General features: G+C 62.7%; 16 protein-coding genes and 1 pseudogene. 16 read left to right on the forward strand and 1 reads right to left on the reverse strand.

What is annotated here, in order from left to right; genetic code table 11:
- Positions 1 to 150: 150 nt before the first annotated feature.
- The 10 genes and pseudogenes from oiaX to ACU8HS_RS24635 all read left to right on the forward strand — a co-directional run.
- Positions 151 to 1,407 carry a 3-oxo-isoapionate-4-phosphate decarboxylase OiaX gene (gene oiaX / locus ACU8HS_RS24590; protein WP_447016399.1) on the forward strand — a complete coding sequence of 419 codons (1,257 nt, stop codon included), beginning with the start codon at positions 151 to 153 and terminating at the stop codon, positions 1,405 to 1,407.
- Between the two features lie 2 nt (positions 1,408 to 1,409).
- Complete coding sequence (locus tag ACU8HS_RS24595) at positions 1,410 to 2,744, forward strand: four-carbon acid sugar kinase family protein (RefSeq protein ID WP_447016459.1); 1,335 nt, start codon at positions 1,410 to 1,412, stop codon at positions 2,742 to 2,744.
- Between the two features lie 99 nt (positions 2,745 to 2,843).
- A complete protein-coding gene (locus ACU8HS_RS24600; protein WP_112702995.1) occupies positions 2,844 to 3,671 on the forward strand; it encodes a phosphogluconate dehydrogenase C-terminal domain-containing protein in 828 nt (275 codons plus the stop codon).
- Between the two features lie 131 nt (positions 3,672 to 3,802).
- Positions 3,803 to 4,744, forward strand: a complete 942-nt coding sequence (locus ACU8HS_RS24605) for a D-ribose ABC transporter substrate-binding protein (RefSeq protein WP_112571297.1) — start codon at positions 3,803 to 3,805, stop codon at positions 4,742 to 4,744.
- A 77-nt stretch (positions 4,745 to 4,821) separates the two neighbouring features.
- Complete coding sequence (locus ACU8HS_RS24610; protein ID WP_447016400.1) at positions 4,822 to 5,466, forward strand: DUF2291 family protein; 645 nt, start codon at positions 4,822 to 4,824, stop codon at positions 5,464 to 5,466.
- Positions 5,463 to 7,013, forward strand: coding sequence for a sugar ABC transporter ATP-binding protein (locus ACU8HS_RS24615; RefSeq protein WP_447016401.1), 1,551 nt, complete (start codon positions 5,463 to 5,465; stop codon positions 7,011 to 7,013). The genes ACU8HS_RS24610 and ACU8HS_RS24615 overlap by 4 nt, the downstream gene beginning before the upstream one ends.
- The gene (locus ACU8HS_RS24620; protein WP_112571301.1) at positions 7,010 to 8,074 is read left to right on the forward strand and encodes an ABC transporter permease; all 1,065 of its coding nucleotides are present in this window, start codon (positions 7,010 to 7,012) and stop codon (positions 8,072 to 8,074) included. Before ACU8HS_RS24615 ends, ACU8HS_RS24620 begins: the two co-directional genes overlap by 4 nt.
- A gap of 1 nt (position 8,075) precedes the next feature.
- Complete coding sequence (locus ACU8HS_RS24625) at positions 8,076 to 9,110, forward strand: Gfo/Idh/MocA family protein (protein WP_447016402.1); 1,035 nt, start codon at positions 8,076 to 8,078, stop codon at positions 9,108 to 9,110.
- Positions 9,107 to 10,951 (forward strand): D-apionate lactonase, encoded by a 1,845-nt coding sequence (gene apnL / locus ACU8HS_RS24630; RefSeq protein ID WP_447016403.1) that lies wholly within the window; start codon positions 9,107 to 9,109, stop codon positions 10,949 to 10,951. Before ACU8HS_RS24625 ends, apnL begins: the two co-directional genes overlap by 4 nt.
- 28 nt (positions 10,952 to 10,979) lie before the next feature.
- Positions 10,980 to 11,204, forward strand: a pseudogene (locus ACU8HS_RS24635) (GlxA family transcriptional regulator); the annotation flags it as partial.
- Between the two features lie 95 nt (positions 11,205 to 11,299).
- On the opposite strand, the gene ACU8HS_RS24640 reads toward ACU8HS_RS24635, so the two are convergent.
- Entirely contained in the window at positions 11,300 to 12,247 is a 948-nt protein-coding gene (locus ACU8HS_RS24640; protein WP_447016404.1) for a GlxA family transcriptional regulator, read from the reverse strand.
- A 187-nt stretch (positions 12,248 to 12,434) separates the two neighbouring features.
- Here ACU8HS_RS24640 and ACU8HS_RS24645 point away from each other — a divergent pair, with 187 nt between their 5' ends.
- The 6 genes from ACU8HS_RS24645 to ACU8HS_RS24670 all read left to right on the forward strand — a co-directional run bounded on the left by ACU8HS_RS24645 (position 12,435) and on the right by ACU8HS_RS24670 (position 18,985).
- Entirely contained in the window at positions 12,435 to 13,229 is a 795-nt protein-coding gene (locus tag ACU8HS_RS24645) for an SDR family NAD(P)-dependent oxidoreductase (protein WP_447016405.1), read from the forward strand.
- A 30-nt stretch (positions 13,230 to 13,259) separates the two neighbouring features.
- Entirely contained in the window at positions 13,260 to 14,123 is an 864-nt protein-coding gene (locus ACU8HS_RS24650; protein WP_112571313.1) for a type 1 glutamine amidotransferase domain-containing protein, read from the forward strand.
- Positions 14,124 to 14,303: 180 nt separating this feature from the next.
- Complete coding sequence (locus ACU8HS_RS24655) at positions 14,304 to 15,557, forward strand: extracellular solute-binding protein (RefSeq protein ID WP_112702987.1); 1,254 nt, start codon at positions 14,304 to 14,306, stop codon at positions 15,555 to 15,557.
- A 95-nt stretch (positions 15,558 to 15,652) separates the two neighbouring features.
- Positions 15,653 to 16,552, forward strand: a complete 900-nt coding sequence (locus ACU8HS_RS24660) for a carbohydrate ABC transporter permease (RefSeq protein ID WP_447016406.1) — start codon at positions 15,653 to 15,655, stop codon at positions 16,550 to 16,552.
- The gene (locus ACU8HS_RS24665) at positions 16,549 to 17,433 is read left to right on the forward strand and encodes a carbohydrate ABC transporter permease (protein ID WP_447016407.1); all 885 of its coding nucleotides are present in this window, start codon (positions 16,549 to 16,551) and stop codon (positions 17,431 to 17,433) included. Before ACU8HS_RS24660 ends, ACU8HS_RS24665 begins: the two co-directional genes overlap by 4 nt.
- 31 nt (positions 17,434 to 17,464) lie before the next feature.
- The gene (locus ACU8HS_RS24670) at positions 17,465 to 18,985 is read left to right on the forward strand and encodes a DUF5060 domain-containing protein (RefSeq protein WP_447016408.1); all 1,521 of its coding nucleotides are present in this window, start codon (positions 17,465 to 17,467) and stop codon (positions 18,983 to 18,985) included.
- The last annotated feature ends 11 nt before the right edge of the window (positions 18,986 to 18,996 follow it).

Genomic DNA, 18,996 nt, shown 5'->3' on the forward strand with positions numbered 1-18,996 from the left:
TAGCATTTTCACCGACCGACGACAAAGCGCGCCACGCGAAATTCACATCTGTTGAAAATTTCCATTGCAGAAAATGGAATACTCATTATACCAGATTACAAGTTGACGCCATGCCTTCTTGACGTGGCGAGAGGAGCAACCGGCAATTTCATGATGATAGTCCTGACCTACCGCATCGAGACGCCAGGCAGCGTCGAAGCGATGGCGCACAAGATCGCTTCCGATCAATCGACCGGCACCTTCGTTCCGGTTCCGGGCGAGACCGAAGAATTGAAATCGCGCGTGGCCGCGCGCGTGCTTGCCATCCGTCCGCTGGAAGACGCCAGCCACCCTTCCTGGCCGGAGGCGGCGGACGGCGTGCGCCTGCAGCGCGCCGATGCGGATATCGCCTTCCCGCTCGATGCGATCGGAACGGATCTTTCGGCCCTGATGACGATCGCGATCGGCGGGACCTTTTCGATCAAGGGGATGACCGGCCTGCGCGTCGTCGACATGAAGCTTCCCGAAGCCTTCAGGGATGCCCATCCCGGCCCCCAGTTCGGCATTCCCGGCAGCCGGCGCCTGACCGGCGTCGAGGGACGGCCGATCATCGGCACGATCGTCAAGCCGGCGCTCGGCCTGCGGCCGCACGAGACGGCCGAGCTCGTCGGCGAACTGATCGAATCCGGCGTCGACTTCATCAAGGATGACGAGAAGCTGATGAGCCCCGCCTATTCGCCGCTGAAGGAGCGTGTGGCGGCCATCATGCCCCGCGTCCTCGATCACGAGCAGAAGACCGGCAGGAAGGTCATGTATGCCTTTGGCATTTCACATGCCGATCCCGACGAGATGATGCGCAACCACGATCTCGTACTCGAAGCGGGCGGCAACTGCGCCGTCGTCAACATCAATTCGATCGGCTTCGGCGGCATGAGTTTCCTGCGCAAGCGCTCCGGCCTCGTGTTGCATGCGCATCGCAACGGCTGGGACGTGCTGACGCGCCATCCCGGCATCGGACTCGACTTCAAGGTCTATCAGCAGCTCTGGCGGCTGCTCGGCGTCGACCAGTTCCAGATCAACGGCATCCGCGTGAAATATTGGGAGCCGGACGAGAGTTTCGTCGCCTCCTTCAAGGCGGTCAGCACGCCGCTCTTCAGCCCCTCCGACTGCCCGCTTCCCGTTGCCGGTTCCGGCCAGTGGGGCGGGCAGGCGCCGGAAACCTACCAGCGCACCGGCCGCACGACCGATCTTCTCTATCTCTGCGGCGGCGGCATCGTCAGCCATCCGCACGGACCGGCCGCCGGGGTGCGCGCCGTGCAGCAGGCCTGGCAGGCGGCAGTCGCCGACATTGCGCTCGACGAATATGCAAGAGATCATCCCGAGCTTGCCGCATCGATCGCCAAGTTCGGCGACGGCAAGGCGGCGTGACGATGCGAGACCTGCTCGTCAGCTACTACGGCGACGATTTCACCGGCTCCACCGATGTGATGGAAGCGCTCGCCAGCAACGGCATTGCGACCGTGCTCTTTCTCGGCATTCCCGATCAGGCCCTGCTCGACCGCTTCGGGGATTGCCGTGCCGTCGGCCTTGCCGGAACGAGCCGCAGCGAGAGCCCGGCCTGGATGCAGGAAAACCTTACCCCGGCTTTCCGATGGTTGAAGGATCTGCAGGCGGGCATCTGCCACTACAAGGTCTGCTCCACCTTCGATTCCGCGCCCGAGGTGGGCAATATCGGCAAGGCGATCGAGATCGGCAAAGAGATCTTTGGCCAGCCGCTGGTACCCGTCATCGTCGGCGCGCCGCAGCTCAAGCGCTACACGGCCTTCGGCAATCTCTTCGCCGCCTATCAGGGGCGTGTCTTTCGCATCGACCGGCATCCGGTCATGAGCCGTCATCCCGTCACGCCGATGCATGAGGCCGATCTTGCCCTGCATCTCGGCAGGCAGACCGACCTTGCCGTTTCGCTCGCCGACCTGACGATGCTTGCTGCACCCGATGCCGATGCCATGATCGACCGGCTCATAGACGAGGGTTCGGGCATCCTGCTGCTCGATGTCGCCTCCGCCGAGAGCCAGTCTGCCGCCGGCCGGCAGCTGCAGCGCATCACGGCAGCCAGCGGTGCTTTCGTGGCCGGCTCCTCCGGCATCGAATACGCGCTCCTCGATGCCTGGCGCGAAAAGGGCATGACCGGTCCGGGTGTCGAGTTCCAGTCGCCGGGCAAGGTGGACCGGCTCGCCGTCGTTTCCGGCAGCGTCTCGCCGACGACGGAGCGGCAGATCCGCACGGCGATTGCCGACGGCTTTCACGACATCCCGCTCGATCCCCTGGCGCTGGTCGGCACCAATGCCCAGGCGGCACTGGACGTCGCGGTCGCCGCCGGCCTTGCCGCCCTGAAGGCCGGCCGAAGCGTCATCCTGCACACCGCGCTTGGCCCTTCCGCCGATCGCGGCACCGACATCGACCAGCTGCCGGGCGCCCGTCACCGGCTCGGTCGCGCGCTCGGAACCATCCTGCGCCGTCTCGTCGAAACCGAAGGCCTTTCGCGCGCCGTCATCGCCGGCGGGGACACATCGAGCCATGCGCTGAAGGAATTGCGCGTCGATGCGCTGACGACCCTGCTGCCGCTGCCGCAAACCCCCGGTTCGCCGCTCTGCACGGCCCACGGCGGCTACGCGCCCACCGACGGGCTGCAGATTGCGCTGAAGGGCGGCCAGGTCGGGGCGGACGGCTATTTCTCGCAGATCCGGGATGGGAGGAAGGACTGATGGCCAATCAGGCGACTTCCATCCACTGCCGATAATGGAATGGTGATTGACTCATCATACCAGTTAAGATACCAATCCAGCATACGAAGGTGAGGAAATATGACTGCAATTGCCCTCTTTGGCGCCGGCGGAAAAATGGGATACCGGCTGGCCAAGAATCTCAAAGGTTCCCGTTTTGACGTTCGCCATGTCGAGGTCAGCGATGTCGGCAAGGCGCGCCTGAAGAACGATCTCGGCATCGACTGCACGCCGGCCGATGCTGCGCTCGACGGCGCCGAGGTCGTGATCCTGGCCGTGCCGGATACGGCGATCGGCAAGGTTGCAGCCGGCATCGCCGACAGGCTGAAGCCCGGCACGATGGTCGTGGCGCTCGATGCCGCCGCCCCCTTTGCCGGCCACCTGCCGGAGCGCGCCGACCTCACCTATTTCGTGACCCACCCGTGCCATCCGCCGATCTTCAACGACGAGACGGATATGCAGGCCAAGAAAGACCATTTCGGCGGCCTGTTTGCCAAGCAGCACATCGTCTCCGCCCTGATGCAAGGCCCGGAAAGCGCTTATGCCCTCGGCGAAGAGATCGCCAAGGTCATCTGGGCGCCGGTCATGCGCTCGCACCGCGTCACCGTCGAGCAGATGGCGATGCTGGAACCCGGCCTTTCGGAAACCGTCTGCGCCTCGCTGCTCGTCATCATGCGTCAGGCAATGGACGAGTGCATCGCCCGCGGCGTGCCGGCGGAAGCGGCCCGCGACTTCCTGCTCGGCCACATGAACGTGCTCGGCGCCGTCATCTTCAAGGAAGTCGACGGCGTGTTCTCGGATGCCTGCAACAAGGCGATCGAGTTCGGCATCCCTGCCCTGATGCGCGACGACTGGAAGAAGGTCTTCGAACCTCAGGAGATCGCCGACAGTATCCGTCGCATCACCTGACACGACCGCGGCAGGGCTCGCCCTGCCACGCTGCCGGCCCGGAGGGGACAAGCGGGCCGGTCTTTGATTTCGCATGAGTATCAGCCGAACCGGCCTTGGTTCGGCCATGCGTCAAACCTGGGAGGAGAACCATGAAAATTACGCGTAGACTGACCCTTGCCGCCTTCGCCGGCGCCCTGTCGCTCGGCGTTGCGATGCCGGCCTTTTCGGCTGACCTGATCGCCATCATCACGCCGGCCCACGACAACCCCTTCTTCAAGGCGGAAGCCGTCGGCGCCGAGGCCAAGGCCAAGGAACTCGGCTATGAAGCGCTCGTCATGACCCATGACGACGATGCCAACAAGCAGTCGGAAATGATCGATACCGCCATCGGCCGCGGCGCCAAGGCGATCATCCTCGACAATGCCGGCGCCGACGCTTCGGTTGCCGCCGTCAAGAAGGCCAAGGATGCCGGCATCCCGTCCTTCCTGATCGACCGCGAAATCAATGCGACCGGCGTCGCCGTCGCCCAGATCGTATCGAACAATTACCAGGGCGCCCAGCTCGGCGCGCAGGAATTCGTCAAGCTGATGGGCGAGAAGGGCAATTATGTCGAGCTCGTCGGCAAGGAGTCGGACACCAATGCCGGCATCCGCTCGCAGGGCTATCATGACGTCATCGACGACTATCCGGACCTGAAATTGGTCGCCAAGCAGTCGGCCAACTGGAGCCAGACGGAAGCCTATTCGAAGATGGAAACCATCCTGCAGGCCAATCCCGATATCAAGGGCGTGATCTCCGGCAACGACACGATGGCCATGGGCGCGATCGCCGCGCTTCAGGCCGCCGGCCGCAAGGACGTGATCGTCGTCGGCTTCGACGGTTCCAACGACGTGCGCGACTCCATCAAGTCGGGCGGCATCAAGGCCACCGTGCTGCAGCCGGCCTATGCGCAGGCCCAGATGGCTGTCGAACAGGCCGACGCCTACATCAAGAACAAGACGGCACCGAAGGAAGAAAAGCAGCTCATGGACTGCGTTCTCATCAATGCCGACAATGCGGGCAAGCTCGAGACCTTTGCTCTGGCAAAGTAAGGCGGACCGACTGCTGCAGGGAGCGCGGGAGACCACGCTCCCTGCAGCCTATTCTCATGGATTTCGAGGTTGACAGCATGTTGAGGATCAGGGGCGCCCTGATTGCCGCTCTCGTGGCGGCGGCTTTGCCCGGCTGCAAGATCATCAAGACACCGACTGCGGAAGAAAAGGCCGCGGCCGCAGCCAGGAGCGCTTTCGACCCGAATGCCAAGGTCGAGGCGATATGGCAGCCGCAGGTGGTTCCCTATTACGAAAAGCGGGCCGGCGAGCTGAAGGATGTCACAGCCCTCGCCGCATCGAGCCCCGATCAGGCGGGGGAGAAATACGGCAACCCGCACAAGCAGGCGAGTTCGCCCTGGACCTATGCGGTGAAATTCACCGGCAAGGTCGTCGCGGCCGATACGGCCTCGCGCGCCGCAACGCTCGATGTCGATGCCGACGGCGACGGCAGGGCCGACGCGAAAGTGCAGATCGGCCCGGCCATCCGTGGCACGGCGTTGCGCGACACATTGGATTTCGTCAATTTCAACGAATTCAAGAACCAGATCGAATGGGCGCAGTTCGGCAAGTCCTTCAACGAAAAGGCCAATAGCGCCTTCCTTTCGGCGATCCCGCGCGACGGGCTGGTCGGCAAGACGGTGAGTGTGACCGGCGCCTTCCCGCTGCCGTCAGGCGGCGACCTTCCGCTCGTAACCCCTTCGGCGCTGACGGTGGCACCATGACGACCAGCGAGGCTTCCAAGGACGATATCATCCTGCGCCTCGACGACGTGTCGAAGGTCTATTCCGGTATCGTGGCCGTCAAGCGCGCCAATCTCGAGCTGCGCCGGGGCGCCGTCAACGTGCTGGTCGGCGAAAACGGTGCCGGCAAATCGACCCTGATGAAGATCATCGCCGGCGTCGAGCGACCGACACTCGGGAACATCATTCTGGACGGCGAAACCGTTTCCTTCGCCAGCCCCGCGGATGCGCAGGCCCACGGCATCGGCATGATCTTCCAGGAACTCAACCTCTTCGCCAACATGTCGGTTGCCGAAAACATCTTTGCGACGCGCGAACTCACCCGCGGCGTGCTGGGCATCGACCACAGGGAACAGGTCCGCAAGGCCAACGAATTCCTGGCCCGCCTCGATGCCGGCATCGATGCCGAGACCATGGTCGAGGATCTGCCGATCGGCCAGCAGCAGCTTGTCGAGATCGCCAAGGCGATGTCGCTGAATGCGCGCATCCTCATCATGGACGAGCCGACTTCGGCGCTGTCTGCGGCGGAAGTCGAGATCCTATTCAAGGTGATTGCCGAGCTGAGAGCGCAGGGTGTGGCGATCGTCTATATATCGCACCGCCTCGAAGAGCTGATGCGGATCGGCGACTACATCATCGTGCTGCGCGACGGGCAGATCACCGGCCAGGCAATGGTCAAGGATATCGACACGCGCTGGATCGTGCGCTCGATGATCGGCTCGGACGCCAAGGATTTCGCCAAATCCGTCGATCATGCCGTCGGCAGGGAAATGTTCCGTGCGGAGAACATCAGCCTGCCGCGCCCGACCGGGGGGCTTGCCGTCGACAATGTTTCGCTGTCCGTCAGGGCGGGCGAAATCCTCGGCATTTACGGATTGATGGGCGCCGGGCGCAGCGAGTTCTTCGAATGCGTGATCGGCCGCCATGCACACTCGACGGGCAAGATCTTCATCGACGGCAAGGAAGTGCGCGCCCGTGACACGACGCGGCGCATCCGCCGCGGCCTGGCACTCATTCCCGAGGACCGGCAGCGCGAGGGCCTGGTGCAGGTTCTCTCCATCGCCTCCAACCTCACGCTTGCGAGCCTTGGCCGCTTCACGCGCCTGTTTCATATCAACGCCAAGGCCGAGAAGAACGCCATTGCCGAGGCGATCCGCGACCTTTCCATCAAGGCGCCGAACCCGGATTTCGAAGTGACCTCCATGTCCGGCGGCAACCAGCAGAAGGTGGTCATCGGCAAGGCGCTGATGACCAATCCGAAAGTTCTTCTGATGGACGAACCGAGCCGCGGCATCGATGTCGGCGCCAAGGCGGATGTCTTCCGCACCATGCGCCGGCTTGCCGCCAATGGCCTCGCCATCCTGTTTTCAACCTCCGACCTCGAAGAGGTCATGGCGCTTTCCGATCGCATCGCCGTGCTCAGCAACGGCCATCTCATCGCCGTCTTCGACCGCACTGAGGCAACGGAAGAGGCCATTATCGCAGCCTCCGCCAAGGGGCACGAACATCAAGGGAAACTTGCGTCATGACGGCCGCCACCGCATCCACTTCCGCGCCGAAGGGCGCCAACGGCTCCTTCCTCCTGACGCTGATGAAACTTCGCACCTTCATCGCGCTCTTTGCCGTCATCATCTTCTTCTCGATCTTCGCGCCGAACTTTACCTCGACCGCCAACATGATCCTGATGTCGAAGCACGTCGCGCTCAACGCCTTCCTGGCGATGGGCATGACCTTCGTCATCATCACCGGCGGCATCGACCTCTCGGTCGGCTCGATCGTCGGCCTCTGCGGCATGGTCGCCGGCGGTCTCATCCTCTACGGCATCGAACTGCCGATCGGCTATACGGTCTATTTCAACCTGGTCGAGATCGTGCTGATCACGCTGTCGATCGGCCTCGTCATCGGCCTCATCAACGGCCTCTTGATCACCAAGCTCAATGTCGCGCCCTTCATCGCCACGCTCGGCACGCTCTATATCGCCCGCGGGCTGGCGCTGCTTTCCTCCGACGGCCAGACCTTTCCAAACCTTGTCGGCCGGCCGGAATATGCGACGACCGGCTTCGATGTCTTCGGTGCCGGCCGTATTCTCGGTCTGCCGGTATCGATCTGGATCCTGATCCTCCTGGCGCTGGTGGCCGCCTATGTGGCGCGCTCGACGCCGATCGGCCGGCATATCTTTGCCGTCGGCGGCAATGAGCGCGCCGCCCGCATGTCCGGTATCCGCGTCGATCTGGTGAAGATCTTCGTCTATATGTTCTCAGGCCTTTGCGCGGCGATTGTCGGCATCGTCATCTCTTCGGAGTTGATGGCCTCGCATCCGGCAACCGGCGAAAGCTTCGAACTCAACGCGATCGCCGCGGCCGTTCTCGGCGGCACCTCGATGTCGGGAGGGCGCGGCACGATCGGCGGCACGATCATCGGCGCCTTCGTGATCGGCATCCTTTCCGACGGTCTTGTCATGATGGGGGTTTCCTCTTTCTGGCAGATGGTCATCAAGGGCCTGGTGATCATCATCGCGGTCGTTGTGGATCAGGCGCAGCGCCGGCTGCAGCAGCGCGTCACCCTCATGCAGATGGCAAAGGCAGGTTGAAATGGCTGGTTTGAAAGGTGCCTTGATCGGTTGCGGCTTCTTTGCGATCAACCAGATGCACGCATGGAAGGACGTGGACGGTGCCGCGATCGTGGCGATCTGCGACCGTGACCCGGAACGCCTGAAGATCGTCGGCGAACAGTTCGGCATCGACAGGCGCTACACGGATGCTGCCGCCATGTTTGCCGATGGCGGCTTCGATTTCGTCGATATCGCCACCACGGTCCAGAGCCATCGGGCATTGGTGGAATTGGCCGCCGGCCACAAGGTCCCCGCCATCTGCCAGAAGCCTTTTGCCCGGACGCTTGCCGATGCCAAGGCAATGGTGGAGGCCTGCCGGACAGCCGGTATCGCGCTGATGGTACACGAGAACTTCCGCTGGCAGACACCGATCCAGGCTGTCCGACGGCTGCTCGACGACAAGGCGATCGGCATACCCTTCTGGGGCCGGTTCTCCTTCCGCTCCGGCTATGACGTGTTTTCCGGCCAGCCCTATCTCGCCGAAGGCGAACGTTTCATCATCGAGGATCTCGGCATCCACACGCTCGACATCGCTCGATTCATCCTCGGCGACGTGAAAACGCTGACGGCCCGCACCAGACGCGTCAATCCCAGGATCAAGGGCGAGGATGTGGCGACGATCCTGCTCGACCACGAAAGCGGCGCGACCTCCATCGTCGATGTCAGCTACGCGACGAAGCTCGGCAACGAGCCTTTCCCGGAAACGCTGATCGAACTCGACGGCACGGATGGAACGATCCGCCTTTCGGCCGGCTACCGGCTGGAAGTCACCAACGCAGCCGGCACAATCGTCTCCGACGCCTCGCCGCAGCTGCTTTCCTGGGCATCGCGGCCCTGGCACAATATTCAGGAAAGCGTCTACGCGATCCAGAAACATTGGGTCGACCGGCTGAAGAACGGCGGCGAGCCGGCAACGTCGGGCGCCGACAACCTCAAGACCTTCGCCCTTGTCGAAGCCGCCTATGACAGCGCCGCATCCGGCAGGACGATCGATGTGGAGGCGATGCTGAAATGAGCACGGACGCCTTCGCCCTCTACGGCACGCATGAGGCCGAAGAGCATCCGGTCCGCCTGACTGCCGGGCGCCTCTCGGCCGATCTCGCCAACGGCAACCTGCGCACGATCCGCTACGACGGCGTCGAGGTGCTGCGCGCCGTCTCCTACCTGGTGCGCGACCGCGACTGGGGCACCTATAGCCCTGCAATAAGGGACCCTTTCGTCGAGCAGGCGAAAGACAGCTTCTCCGTCCGTTATGTCGCCCGTTGCGAGGGACCTGACGGCTCCAGCCTTGCCGTTTCCGTGGGGATTGTCGCGACGGAGCATGAGCTGGCCTTCGAGGCGACAGCGCTTTCGCCGGGCGGTTTCGAGACCAATCGCTGCGGCTTCTGCATCCTGCATCCGATCGTCGGCATTGCCGGAAGGCCGGCGAAGGTCGAACATGTCGACGGCCGCGTCGTGGAGACGCGTTTTCCCGACCGGATCGACCCCTGGCAGCCCTTCAAGGACATGCGCGCGATCACCCATCAGGTGGTCCCCGGCGTTTCGGCCGAATGCCGCATGGAAGGCGACACGTTCGAGATGGAAGACCAGCGCAACTGGTCGGACGCTTCCTACAAGACCTATGTGCGCCCGCTGGCGCTTCCCTGGCCCTACCGGATCGCGGCAAACGAACCGGTGCGGCAGAGGATCGTCCTGTCCCTCAAGGACATCAGAAGCGGACAGACGGTAACCGGCGGTGCGGCGGCGGGCAATATCCGGCTCGAACCGGGTGACCAAGGCGGAACCATGCCGGCCATCGGCCTGATCGTCACGCCTGAAGAAGCCCGGGCCGTGCTTGCGGCCCGCGACCTGCTTTGCGAAATCGCGCCGCAGGAGCTGCTTTTCCACTTCGATCCGGATGCCGGCCACGGCACGCAGGCACTGAAGGATTTCGCTGCCGTCGCGGCCCTTCACCGCGGCGGCTCGACGCTGGAAATCGCCCTGCCGTGCAGGCAGGCGCCGGCCGCCGAAACGGCTGAAATCGCAAGGCAGATGCAAGCTGCCGGCTTCCGCCCGGACGCGATCTTGATCTCCCCTTCCATCGATCGGCAATCGACGCCGCCCGGCAGCAAATGGCCGGAATGCCCGCCGCTCGAAGAGGTCTATGCCGCCGCCCACGAGGCTTTTGCCGGCATCCGCATCGGCGGCGGCATGCTGAGCTATTTCACCGAGCTCAACCGCAAGCGCGTGCCGGCCGACCGCCTCGGCTTCGTCAGCCACTGCACCAACCCGATCGTCCATGCCGCCGATGATCTGAGCGTCATGCAGACGCTGGAGGCGCTGCCCATCATCACCGGCTCGGTGCGTGCCATCTACGGCGACAAGCCCTACCGGATCGGCCCCTCGACCATTCCCATGCGGCAGAACCCCTACGGCAGCCGCACCATGGACAATCCCGCCGGCGGCCGCATTCCGATGGCAAACCGCGATCCGCGCCACAATGGCCGTTTCGCGGAGGCCTTCGCGCTGGGTTATGCGATCCGCGTGCTCGATGCCAACCTCGAATGCCTGACGCTTGCGGCGCTCACCGGCCCCTTCGGCCTCGTTGCCGGCAAGGGAGAGCCGGCCGCCGAAGGAAGCACCCGGCCAATCTTCAATACCGTCAAGCTATTGTCGGGTCTTGCCGGCTCGTCCTGGCTGAGCTGCATCTCGTCACATCCCGCGCGCCTGCTGGCCTTCCAGTCCGGCGCGAGGCTGCATATGGTCAATCTTACGGCAGACGAGCAACGCGTCGATATCGGCTTCGCAGCCGCGTTGCGCGACAACAGCGTGACGTTGACGCCCTTCGAGACGGCGTCGATCGAACTCACCACCTAGCGTGCTCGGGCACGTCCTGCAGACCGTTGGGCAACAGCAGCTGCTTGAGCTTGAGCCGAAGTCAGACCGGATCCAGAACGCTCGCACCTATGCCCGGTCCAATCTCAAGAGCGTGCTGTCGCTGGACGAGCTTGCCGAAGCCGCACGCCTGATGCTGGAGGCTGGCCGCCATACGGTTGAGACCGTCGCCTACGAGACGGGCTTCGCCGACCGCGAACGCATGCGCCGCCCATTCATTCGTGTCCTTGGCTAGCCGCCGCAGGCGGTGAGTCGAGCGCTGAAGGAGACACGCCGGGAAATCCTCAAAGCCTCCTGAGCCGAAGGGACCTTTGGCCGAACGAAAATCCGTCAGGCTGCCGCCTCGACCATTCCTGAAGCCCGCTGGATCGCCTGCGGCGATTGGCCGAAGGCCCGCAAAAAGGCCTGCCGCATGCGCTCGCGGTCGCCGAAACCCGTTTCGCGCGCAATCACCTCGATCGGATGGCGGCTGGTTTCCATCATGAGCCGCGCCGCCTCCACACGCAGGCGTTCGATCGCCTTGGCCGGCGTCTGGCCCGTTTCCTCGCGGAAAACGCGGCTGAACTGCCGGGGGCTCAAACGGGCGGCTTCCGCAAGCGTTTCGATGGAAAGTTCGTTCGCCAGGTTTTCCCTGGCAAAGGAAAGGGCCATCTGAACACGATCCGATTTCGGATCCATATCCAGAAGCACGGAAAACTGCGATTGGCCCCCGCCACGGCGCTGATAGATCACCATTTTGCGGGCGATGGCGCGCGCCGTTTCCAAACCGAGATCCCTCTCGACGATGGCAAGCGCCAGATCGATGCCGGCGCTCATCCCGGCGGAGGTCCAGATCTGGCCATCGACGACGAAGATCCTGTCCTCATCGAGAGTGACGTTCGGATAGCTGCTTTCAAATGTGCGGACATGCGCCCAATGCGTGGTCGCGCGCCTGCCCTCGAGCAGTCCTGCCGCAGCCAGCACGAAGGCACCGGTGCAGACCGAGGCGATACGCCTGGACCGTTCCGGCGCGCGCTTCAGAAACTCGATCAGGGTCTGGGAGGGAAGACGGCAATCATTGTCTCCGGTGACGATCAACGTGTCGAACCCGCCGTCGCCAAGCGGCTCGGTATTGACCGAGAAGCCCTCCGAGGTGCGCACCGGACCGCCATGCTCGGACACGATCGTCAGCTCATAGGCCTTTTCCTTGCTGTTGAGATTGGCGTATTCGAAGACAGTGGTGACGGCGAGGCCAAGTGATTGAAAATTCGGGTAAACGATCAATCCGACGGTGTGCATGTCAGCTCCGGAAGCGGCGACTAGAAACGTTGCTTATGATGAAAATAAGCCATCGCGGGGGCTGGTTGCAAGAGCCGAGCCGCATGTCCGAAATCCTTGCATCTATGTCATTGAGGATATGAATTTTCGAGCTCAGTATCCGGGACATCGCCGACGAGGTGTCGGCAGAGAACCAGGAGAAAGCCCCATGACATCAACGCAGTTCAAGGGCACGGCCCTCATCACCGGCGCATCGAGCGGCATCGGCGCAATCTACGCCGACCGTCTCGCAAAGCGCGGATACGACCTGATCATCGTTGCCCGCAACGCACAGCGCCTCGACACGCTTGCCGAGAAGCTGGGCAAGGAAACCGGTCGGACGATTACGACAGTCGCAGCCGATCTCGCCAACAAGGCCGAGCTTGCCAGGATCGAACATATCCTTCGCAAGGACGCCACGATCACCGTGCTCGTCAACAATGCCGGCGTCGGCTCGGTCGCATCCGTTCTGCAGGACAATGTCGATGAAATGGAAGCGATGATCGAACTGAATATCACGGCGCTGACGCGCCTGACCTATGCGGCCGCGCCGGGCTTCGTGGCACGCGGCGCCGGAACCATCATCAACATCAGCTCCGCCGTCGGCATTGCCGTCGAAGCCCTGAACGGCGTCTACAGCGCTTCCAAATCCTATGTCCTCAGCTTCGGCCATGCCCTGCAGCGCGACCTGGCAGACAAGGGCGTCAGGGTGCAAACCGTCCTTCCGGCCGCGACCGCCACCGATTTTTGGGATGTTGCCGGCTACGCGGCACAGAAGGCCAAGCCCACGACCATGTCGGCCGAAGATCTGGTCGATGCCGCACTCAGCGGTCTCGACCAGGGCGAACTGGTGACGATCCCGCCGCTGCATGACGGCGATCAGTGGCTTCGCTGGGAAGCCGACCGCCGCGCCTTCGCGCCGAATTTCGGCAATTCAAAGCCGGCACCGCGCTACGCGATCTGAAACGACCGTCAGGACAAAGGGAAGAAGACAATGAATCTCCTCACCATCGGTGCGGCGGCTGTCGCCATGGTCGCTGCAATTGCATCCCCGAGCCTCGCTTCGGCCCAATCTCGCGGCAAGGTTCTCGTCGTGATGTCGAGCGCGCATGAACTCGATCTTCGCGACGGCAAGACATACGAGACCGGCTACTACCTCAACGAATTCGTGGTTCCCTATCGCAAGCTCGTCGATGCCGGCTACGAACCGGTCATCGCCAATCCGAAGGGCGATCTGCCCGTCATGGACAATAATTCCAACAATAAGATGTTCTTCGGCGGCGACGATGCGGCGCGCGCCGCAGCACTGGACTACGCAAGGACCATCGAACAGCTCAAGCATCCCAAGACGCTCGAGCAGGTGGTGAAGGAAGGAACCAGCGATTACGTCGGTCTCTTCATCCCGGGCGGCCACGCGCCGATGGCCGACCTCCTGAAGGACCGGAACCTTGGAAAGATCCTCGTGAGCTTCCATGACACGGCCCGGCCGACCGGCATCATCTGTCACGGCCCGATCGTCCTTCTGTCGGCGCTGCCGGATCCGCAGGCTTTCGTTGCATCGATGATCGCAAATGACGGCAAGGCAAATTCGCTTGCTGCCGGCTGGCCCTATGCCGGATATCGCGCGACGATTTTCTCGACCGGCGAAGAACAGGCCTTGGAAGGCCCCGCCGGTCTCGGCGGCAATGTCCAGTTTTACCCGGTCAACGCCCTTGCCGAGGCGGGCGCGCATGTCGACACGGTGGCCAACTGGCACAGCAATGTCATTGTCGACCGGGAGCTGATCACCGCTCAGCAGCCGATGTCGGCTCCGCAATTCGGCGATGTGTTCGTCGCCAGGCTGAATGAGAAGAAATAACGCCATCCGCCTCTCGGACGACAGGGACCGCCGGCTATCTGGCCGGCGGTTTCATTTTGCATCCGCTTTTTCGCCTGCGGGCAAATTCTGAGTATGATCGCCATGGTTAGCTCATCATACCAGTTGACATGTAAATGATCATACTGCAAGAAGGGCGCCAGCTTACAAGAGGAGGACGCAATGCTGACGCTTTCTGCAAAATTGAAGTCTTCATGCATGGCCGCCATCGCTGTCGCGGCTGTTGCGGTCACGCCCGTCAAGGCCGAGGACATCACGCTCTGGACGCTGAACTTCGACAACAATGCCGCCAATGTGGCGCTGAAGAAGGTTGCCAGCGACTTCGAAGCGGCAAATCCCGGAACGCATATCGAGATCGTCCAGCGCGCCGTCGACGAGCACAAGACGGCGCTGCGTGTGGCGGCCGGCTCCAACCGCGGCCCCGATATCTATTTCAGCTGGGCAGGCCTTGGCCTCGGCGGCGAATATGTGAAGGCGGGCCTGTCGCTGCCGCTCGACAAGTATTACACCGAATACAAATGGAACGACGAGCTGCTTCCCTCGGCAGCCGCCTTTGCCGATCTCTATCCGGGCGGCAAGCACGGCACGCCATTCACCTTCAAGGGCGAGGCCGTCTACTACAACAAGAAGCTCTTCCAGCAGGCCGGCATCACAGAGGAGCCGAAGACCTATGAGGATCTTTTGGCGGCGGCCGACAAACTCAAGGCAGCCGGCATCCCGGCCTTCACCTTCGGCGGCACCGTCAACTGGCACGTCATGCGCCTGATGGACGTCATTCTCGAAACCAAGTGCGGCGCCGAAAAGCACGACCAGCTGAAGCTGATGAAGCTCGACTGGACGAAGGAACCCTGCGCCACCGACAGTTTCGCCGAATTCGCCAAGTGGACGAAGGACTATACGCTGCAGCCTTTCATGGGCATCGACAACAAGCAGTCCTATAGCCTCTTCACCGCCGGCCGTGCGGCAATGATGCTCGAAGGCGACTGGCTGGTCGGCCAGCTCTCCGGCAGCGGCGCCAATCTGGACGATTACGGGATCTTCCCCTTCCCGACCAATACCAACCGGCTCTACGGCTTCGCCGAGTACAATTACATCAGCACCAAGACCAAGAACCCGGACATGGCTGCGAAGTTCATCGACTATTTCCTGTCGACGAAGGTGCAGCAGGATCTCGTCGGCCAGATCAGCTCGATCTCGGTCAACAAGAACGTCCAGTACACCAACCAGAAGCCCCTGGAAGCCGAGTGGCTGGATATCTTCAAGACCTACGACAAGATCTACATGAACGGCGACCAGGCCTTCCCGCTTGACGTGACGACGGAATATTTCCGCGTCATCAACGATGTCGCCTCCGGCAGCATCGAGCCGGCCGAGGCCGCCAAGCAGATGCAGGCCTTCATCGCCGGCAGAACCTGACCCCTCCCGAGACGCCGGCTGGCCGACACCCGTGTCGGTCGGCTGGCGCCGCATCCGCAAGACCGGCAGGGGATACCCTGCCCCCGGAGGTGAGAATGTCCTTGCGCCAAACAACGCATGATCCGCGCGTGCAGGCCTTCATGCTGCTCGTGCCCGCGCTCGCAATCTACGCGATCTTCGCGCTCTACCCGATGGTCAACGTCGTCGTTTTGAGCTTCCAGAAATGGAACGGGCTCGACCCGCAGCGGCCCTTTGTCGGCTTTGCCAACTATCAGGCGATCTTCACGCGCGATCCGGTCTTCTGGGTCGCCTTCAGGAACACCGTGATCTGGACGCTGATGAGCCTCGTCTTCCCGCCGCTCCTCGGGCTTCTGCTGGCGCTCAGCCTCAACCAGAAGATCTTCGGCCGCAATGGGCTCAGAGCCATCTTCTACCTGCCGGTCATCATCGCGCCGATTGCCGTCGCCACCATGTGGAAGTGGATGTACGATCCCTTCTTCGGCCTGTTCAGCCAGATGCTCACCTCCTGGGGCATGCAGACCTGGATCAAGGACTGGCTCGGCAACAAGGACATCGCGCTCTATTCCGTCTTCGTCGCCTATCTCTGGCAGACCGTCGGTTTCTCGATGGTGCTGTTCCTCGCCGGCCTTCAGAACGTGTCGCAGACGCTGGTCGAGGCAGCCCGTATCGACGGTGCCGGCCGCTGGGCCGTCTTCAAGCACGTCACACTGCCGGCGCTGCGCCCGACCATCACCATCGTGCTCGTCCTGTCGATCATTTCGTCGCTGAAAGCCTTCGATATCGTCTACGGCCTGACCGGCGGCGGCCCCGCCCAATCGACGCAGATGCTGGCGCTCTGGGCCTTCACGCAGGCCATGCAGATCTTCGATTTCGGCCGCGGCGCCGCCATCTCGGTCGTGCTGCTCCTGATCACCATGGCGATCGTCATCCCCTATCTGCGCTGGACGCAAAAGCATGAGGAGGTCGAATCGTGACAGTTCTCGGCGCTCAAGCCAACGATATCGACATCGATACGAAGCCCCTTCGCCTGAAGCGCGATCCCATCCTCATCGGCCTGTGGATCGCCCTCATCCTCGTGGCGCTCATCTGGGTGGCACCCTTCGTCTTCATCGTCTTCACGTCGCTGAAGACACCGGCGGCCGTGACCAGCACCGGCGCCTTCATGCCGCCGACCGAACTGGCCTTCCAGAACTATACCGACGCCTGGAGCCGGGGCAATTTCGCCAGCTCCTTCTTCAACAGCGTCATCATCACCGTCATCAAGGTACCGCTCGGCCTGGCGCTGTCGGCGATGGCGGCCTACGCGATCGCCAAGATCAAGCTCAGGATCAGCAAGGCGCTGCTCCTGCTCGTCGTCTTCGGCACGATGATCCCCTTCCAGGTGATGCTGGCTCCCCTCTTCACGCTGGTGAATTCCTTCGGGCTCATCGATACCTATCCCGGCGTCATCCTGCCCTATATCGCCTTCGGCGTTCCCTACCAGGTCTTCATCCTGCACGGTTTCTTCAAGGGCATTCCGAAGGAGCTTTCGGAAGCGGCGCTGATCGACGGCGCCACCCATTTCACGATTTTCAGGCGCATCTTCCTGCCCGTCTGCCTGCCGGTTCTCGCCGCGCTGCTGATCCTCGACTTCGTTTCCACCTGGAATGAATTCGCCATGGCGCTCGTCCTCCTGCAGGACCAGCACATGTGGACCCTGCCGCTCGGCCTCATGTCGTTCCAGGGGCAGTTTTCCAGCAATTACGGGCAGCTCAACGCCGCGATCGTGATGACCGTGCTTCCGGCAACGATCGTCTACCTGATGTTCCAGCGCTACTTCGTGTCCGGACTGACCTCCGGCGCCGTGAAGGGCTGACCCGCGCAATTCATTCTACGAGGAGAGACATATGTCCGATGCAGCAGTCGAAAAATGGGGCGTGTTCGAAGTGGCCTTTGCCGGTCCCGCCGAGGGCAATCCCTATCTCGACGTGGCATTCGATGCCGTGTTCGCGCACAAGAGCCGCAAGGTCCGCGTGCCGGGCTTTTACGACGGCAACGGCACCTACCGCATCCGCTTCATGCCGGATGTCGAGGGCGAATGGTCCTTCAGGACGCGCTCGAAGACAGCCGCGCTCGACGGCAAGACGGGTTCGTTCGTGGCAACGGCGCCGTCCGCCGGCAATCACGGCCCGGTGCGGGTGCGCAACAAGTTCCATTTCGGCTATGCCGACGGCACGCCCTTCTTCTCCTTCGGCACGACCTGCTACGCCTGGACGCACCAGCCGCTGGAGATGCAGAGGCAGACGCTGGAGACCCTGAAGAAGACGCGTTTCAACAAGATCCGCATGGGCGTCTTCCCGAAGGACTATCCCTATAATACCAACGAACCGCTGCACGCCTGTTTCGAAACGGGAGCCGATGGCAAGCCCGATTTCGACCGGCCGAACCCGGCTCTCTTCCAGCATTTCGACCGGCAGGTGGCCGCCCTTTGCGCGCTCGGCATCGAGGCCGACATCATCATCTTCCACCCCTATGACCGCTGGGGCTATGCCGACATGTCGGCTGAGCAGGATTTCCGCTATGTCGCCTATCTGGCGGCGCGGCTTTCGGCCTACCGGAACGTCTGGTGGTCGCTTGCCAACGAATATGATTTCCTGATCGACACCAAGCCGATGGAGCAATGGGACCGCTATTTCCACATTCTGGAGGAAAACGATCCCTACCAGCACCTGCGCTCGATCCATAATGGCGACGTGACCGCGAATTTCGACCATCGCAAGCCCTGGGTGACGCATACCTGCATCCAGAACCCCGACGTCAAGCGCACGCAGGAATGGCGCAACGCCTATGGCAAGCCCGTCGTCAACGACGAGCCGGAATATGAAGGCGATATCCTGCAGTCCTGGGGCAATCTGTCTGCCCGGGAACTGGTGCACCGCTACTGGATCACCGTGGCGCGCGGCGGTTATGCCGGCCATGGCGAAACCTATTCGCATCCCGAGGACCTGATCTGGTGGGCCAAGGGCGGCGAGTTGCGCGGCGAGGCCTGGAAGCGCATCGGCTTCCTGCGTGACTTGCTCGAAGCCGATGTCAGGCACGGACTGGAGCCGCTCGGCATCCTTGGCGAGTGGCCCTGGTCGCGCGTCTCGGGCGCGCGGGACGGCGACGGCGATTTCCGGCTGATCTATCTCGGCGAGCACCAGCCGGTCATCTGGTCGTCCGGCCTGCCGCTCGACGACGACAATTACGATGTCGATATCATCGACACCTGGGAGATGACGATCACCCCGGCCGAAAAGGTCGCCGCTCCCGTGCCCCACCCCACCCGCCATGGCGCCATCGTGCGCGGCGGCAAGCCCGACGCAGCTTTCGGCGTCAAACTGCCGCGCAAGCCGCACCAGGCGCTGCGCGTGCGCAGAAAGCGCTAGGAAGAAGGAGC

Source organism: Rhizobium sp. KDH_Rht_773_N, from assembly GCF_052946295.1.

Coding starts and splice junctions, on each gene's coding strand:
- oiaX (WP_447016399.1), top strand. CDS start 151: ATGATGATAGTCCTGACCTACCGCATCGAGACGCCAGGCAGCGTCGAA.
- ACU8HS_RS24595 (WP_447016459.1), top strand. CDS start 1,410: ATGCGAGACCTGCTCGTCAGCTACTACGGCGACGATTTCACCGGCTCC.
- ACU8HS_RS24600 (WP_112702995.1), top strand. CDS start 2,844: ATGACTGCAATTGCCCTCTTTGGCGCCGGCGGAAAAATGGGATACCGG.
- ACU8HS_RS24605 (WP_112571297.1), top strand. CDS start 3,803: ATGAAAATTACGCGTAGACTGACCCTTGCCGCCTTCGCCGGCGCCCTG.
- ACU8HS_RS24610 (WP_447016400.1), top strand. CDS start 4,822: ATGTTGAGGATCAGGGGCGCCCTGATTGCCGCTCTCGTGGCGGCGGCT.
- ACU8HS_RS24615 (WP_447016401.1), top strand. CDS start 5,463: ATGACGACCAGCGAGGCTTCCAAGGACGATATCATCCTGCGCCTCGAC.
- ACU8HS_RS24620 (WP_112571301.1), top strand. CDS start 7,010: ATGACGGCCGCCACCGCATCCACTTCCGCGCCGAAGGGCGCCAACGGC.
- ACU8HS_RS24625 (WP_447016402.1), top strand. CDS start 8,076: ATGGCTGGTTTGAAAGGTGCCTTGATCGGTTGCGGCTTCTTTGCGATC.
- apnL (WP_447016403.1), top strand. CDS start 9,107: ATGAGCACGGACGCCTTCGCCCTCTACGGCACGCATGAGGCCGAAGAG.
- ACU8HS_RS24640 (WP_447016404.1), bottom strand. CDS start 12,247: ATGCACACCGTCGGATTGATCGTTTACCCGAATTTTCAATCACTTGGC.
- ACU8HS_RS24645 (WP_447016405.1), top strand. CDS start 12,435: ATGACATCAACGCAGTTCAAGGGCACGGCCCTCATCACCGGCGCATCG.
- ACU8HS_RS24650 (WP_112571313.1), top strand. CDS start 13,260: ATGAATCTCCTCACCATCGGTGCGGCGGCTGTCGCCATGGTCGCTGCA.
- ACU8HS_RS24655 (WP_112702987.1), top strand. CDS start 14,304: ATGCTGACGCTTTCTGCAAAATTGAAGTCTTCATGCATGGCCGCCATC.
- ACU8HS_RS24660 (WP_447016406.1), top strand. CDS start 15,653: ATGTCCTTGCGCCAAACAACGCATGATCCGCGCGTGCAGGCCTTCATG.
- ACU8HS_RS24670 (WP_447016408.1), top strand. CDS start 17,465: ATGTCCGATGCAGCAGTCGAAAAATGGGGCGTGTTCGAAGTGGCCTTT.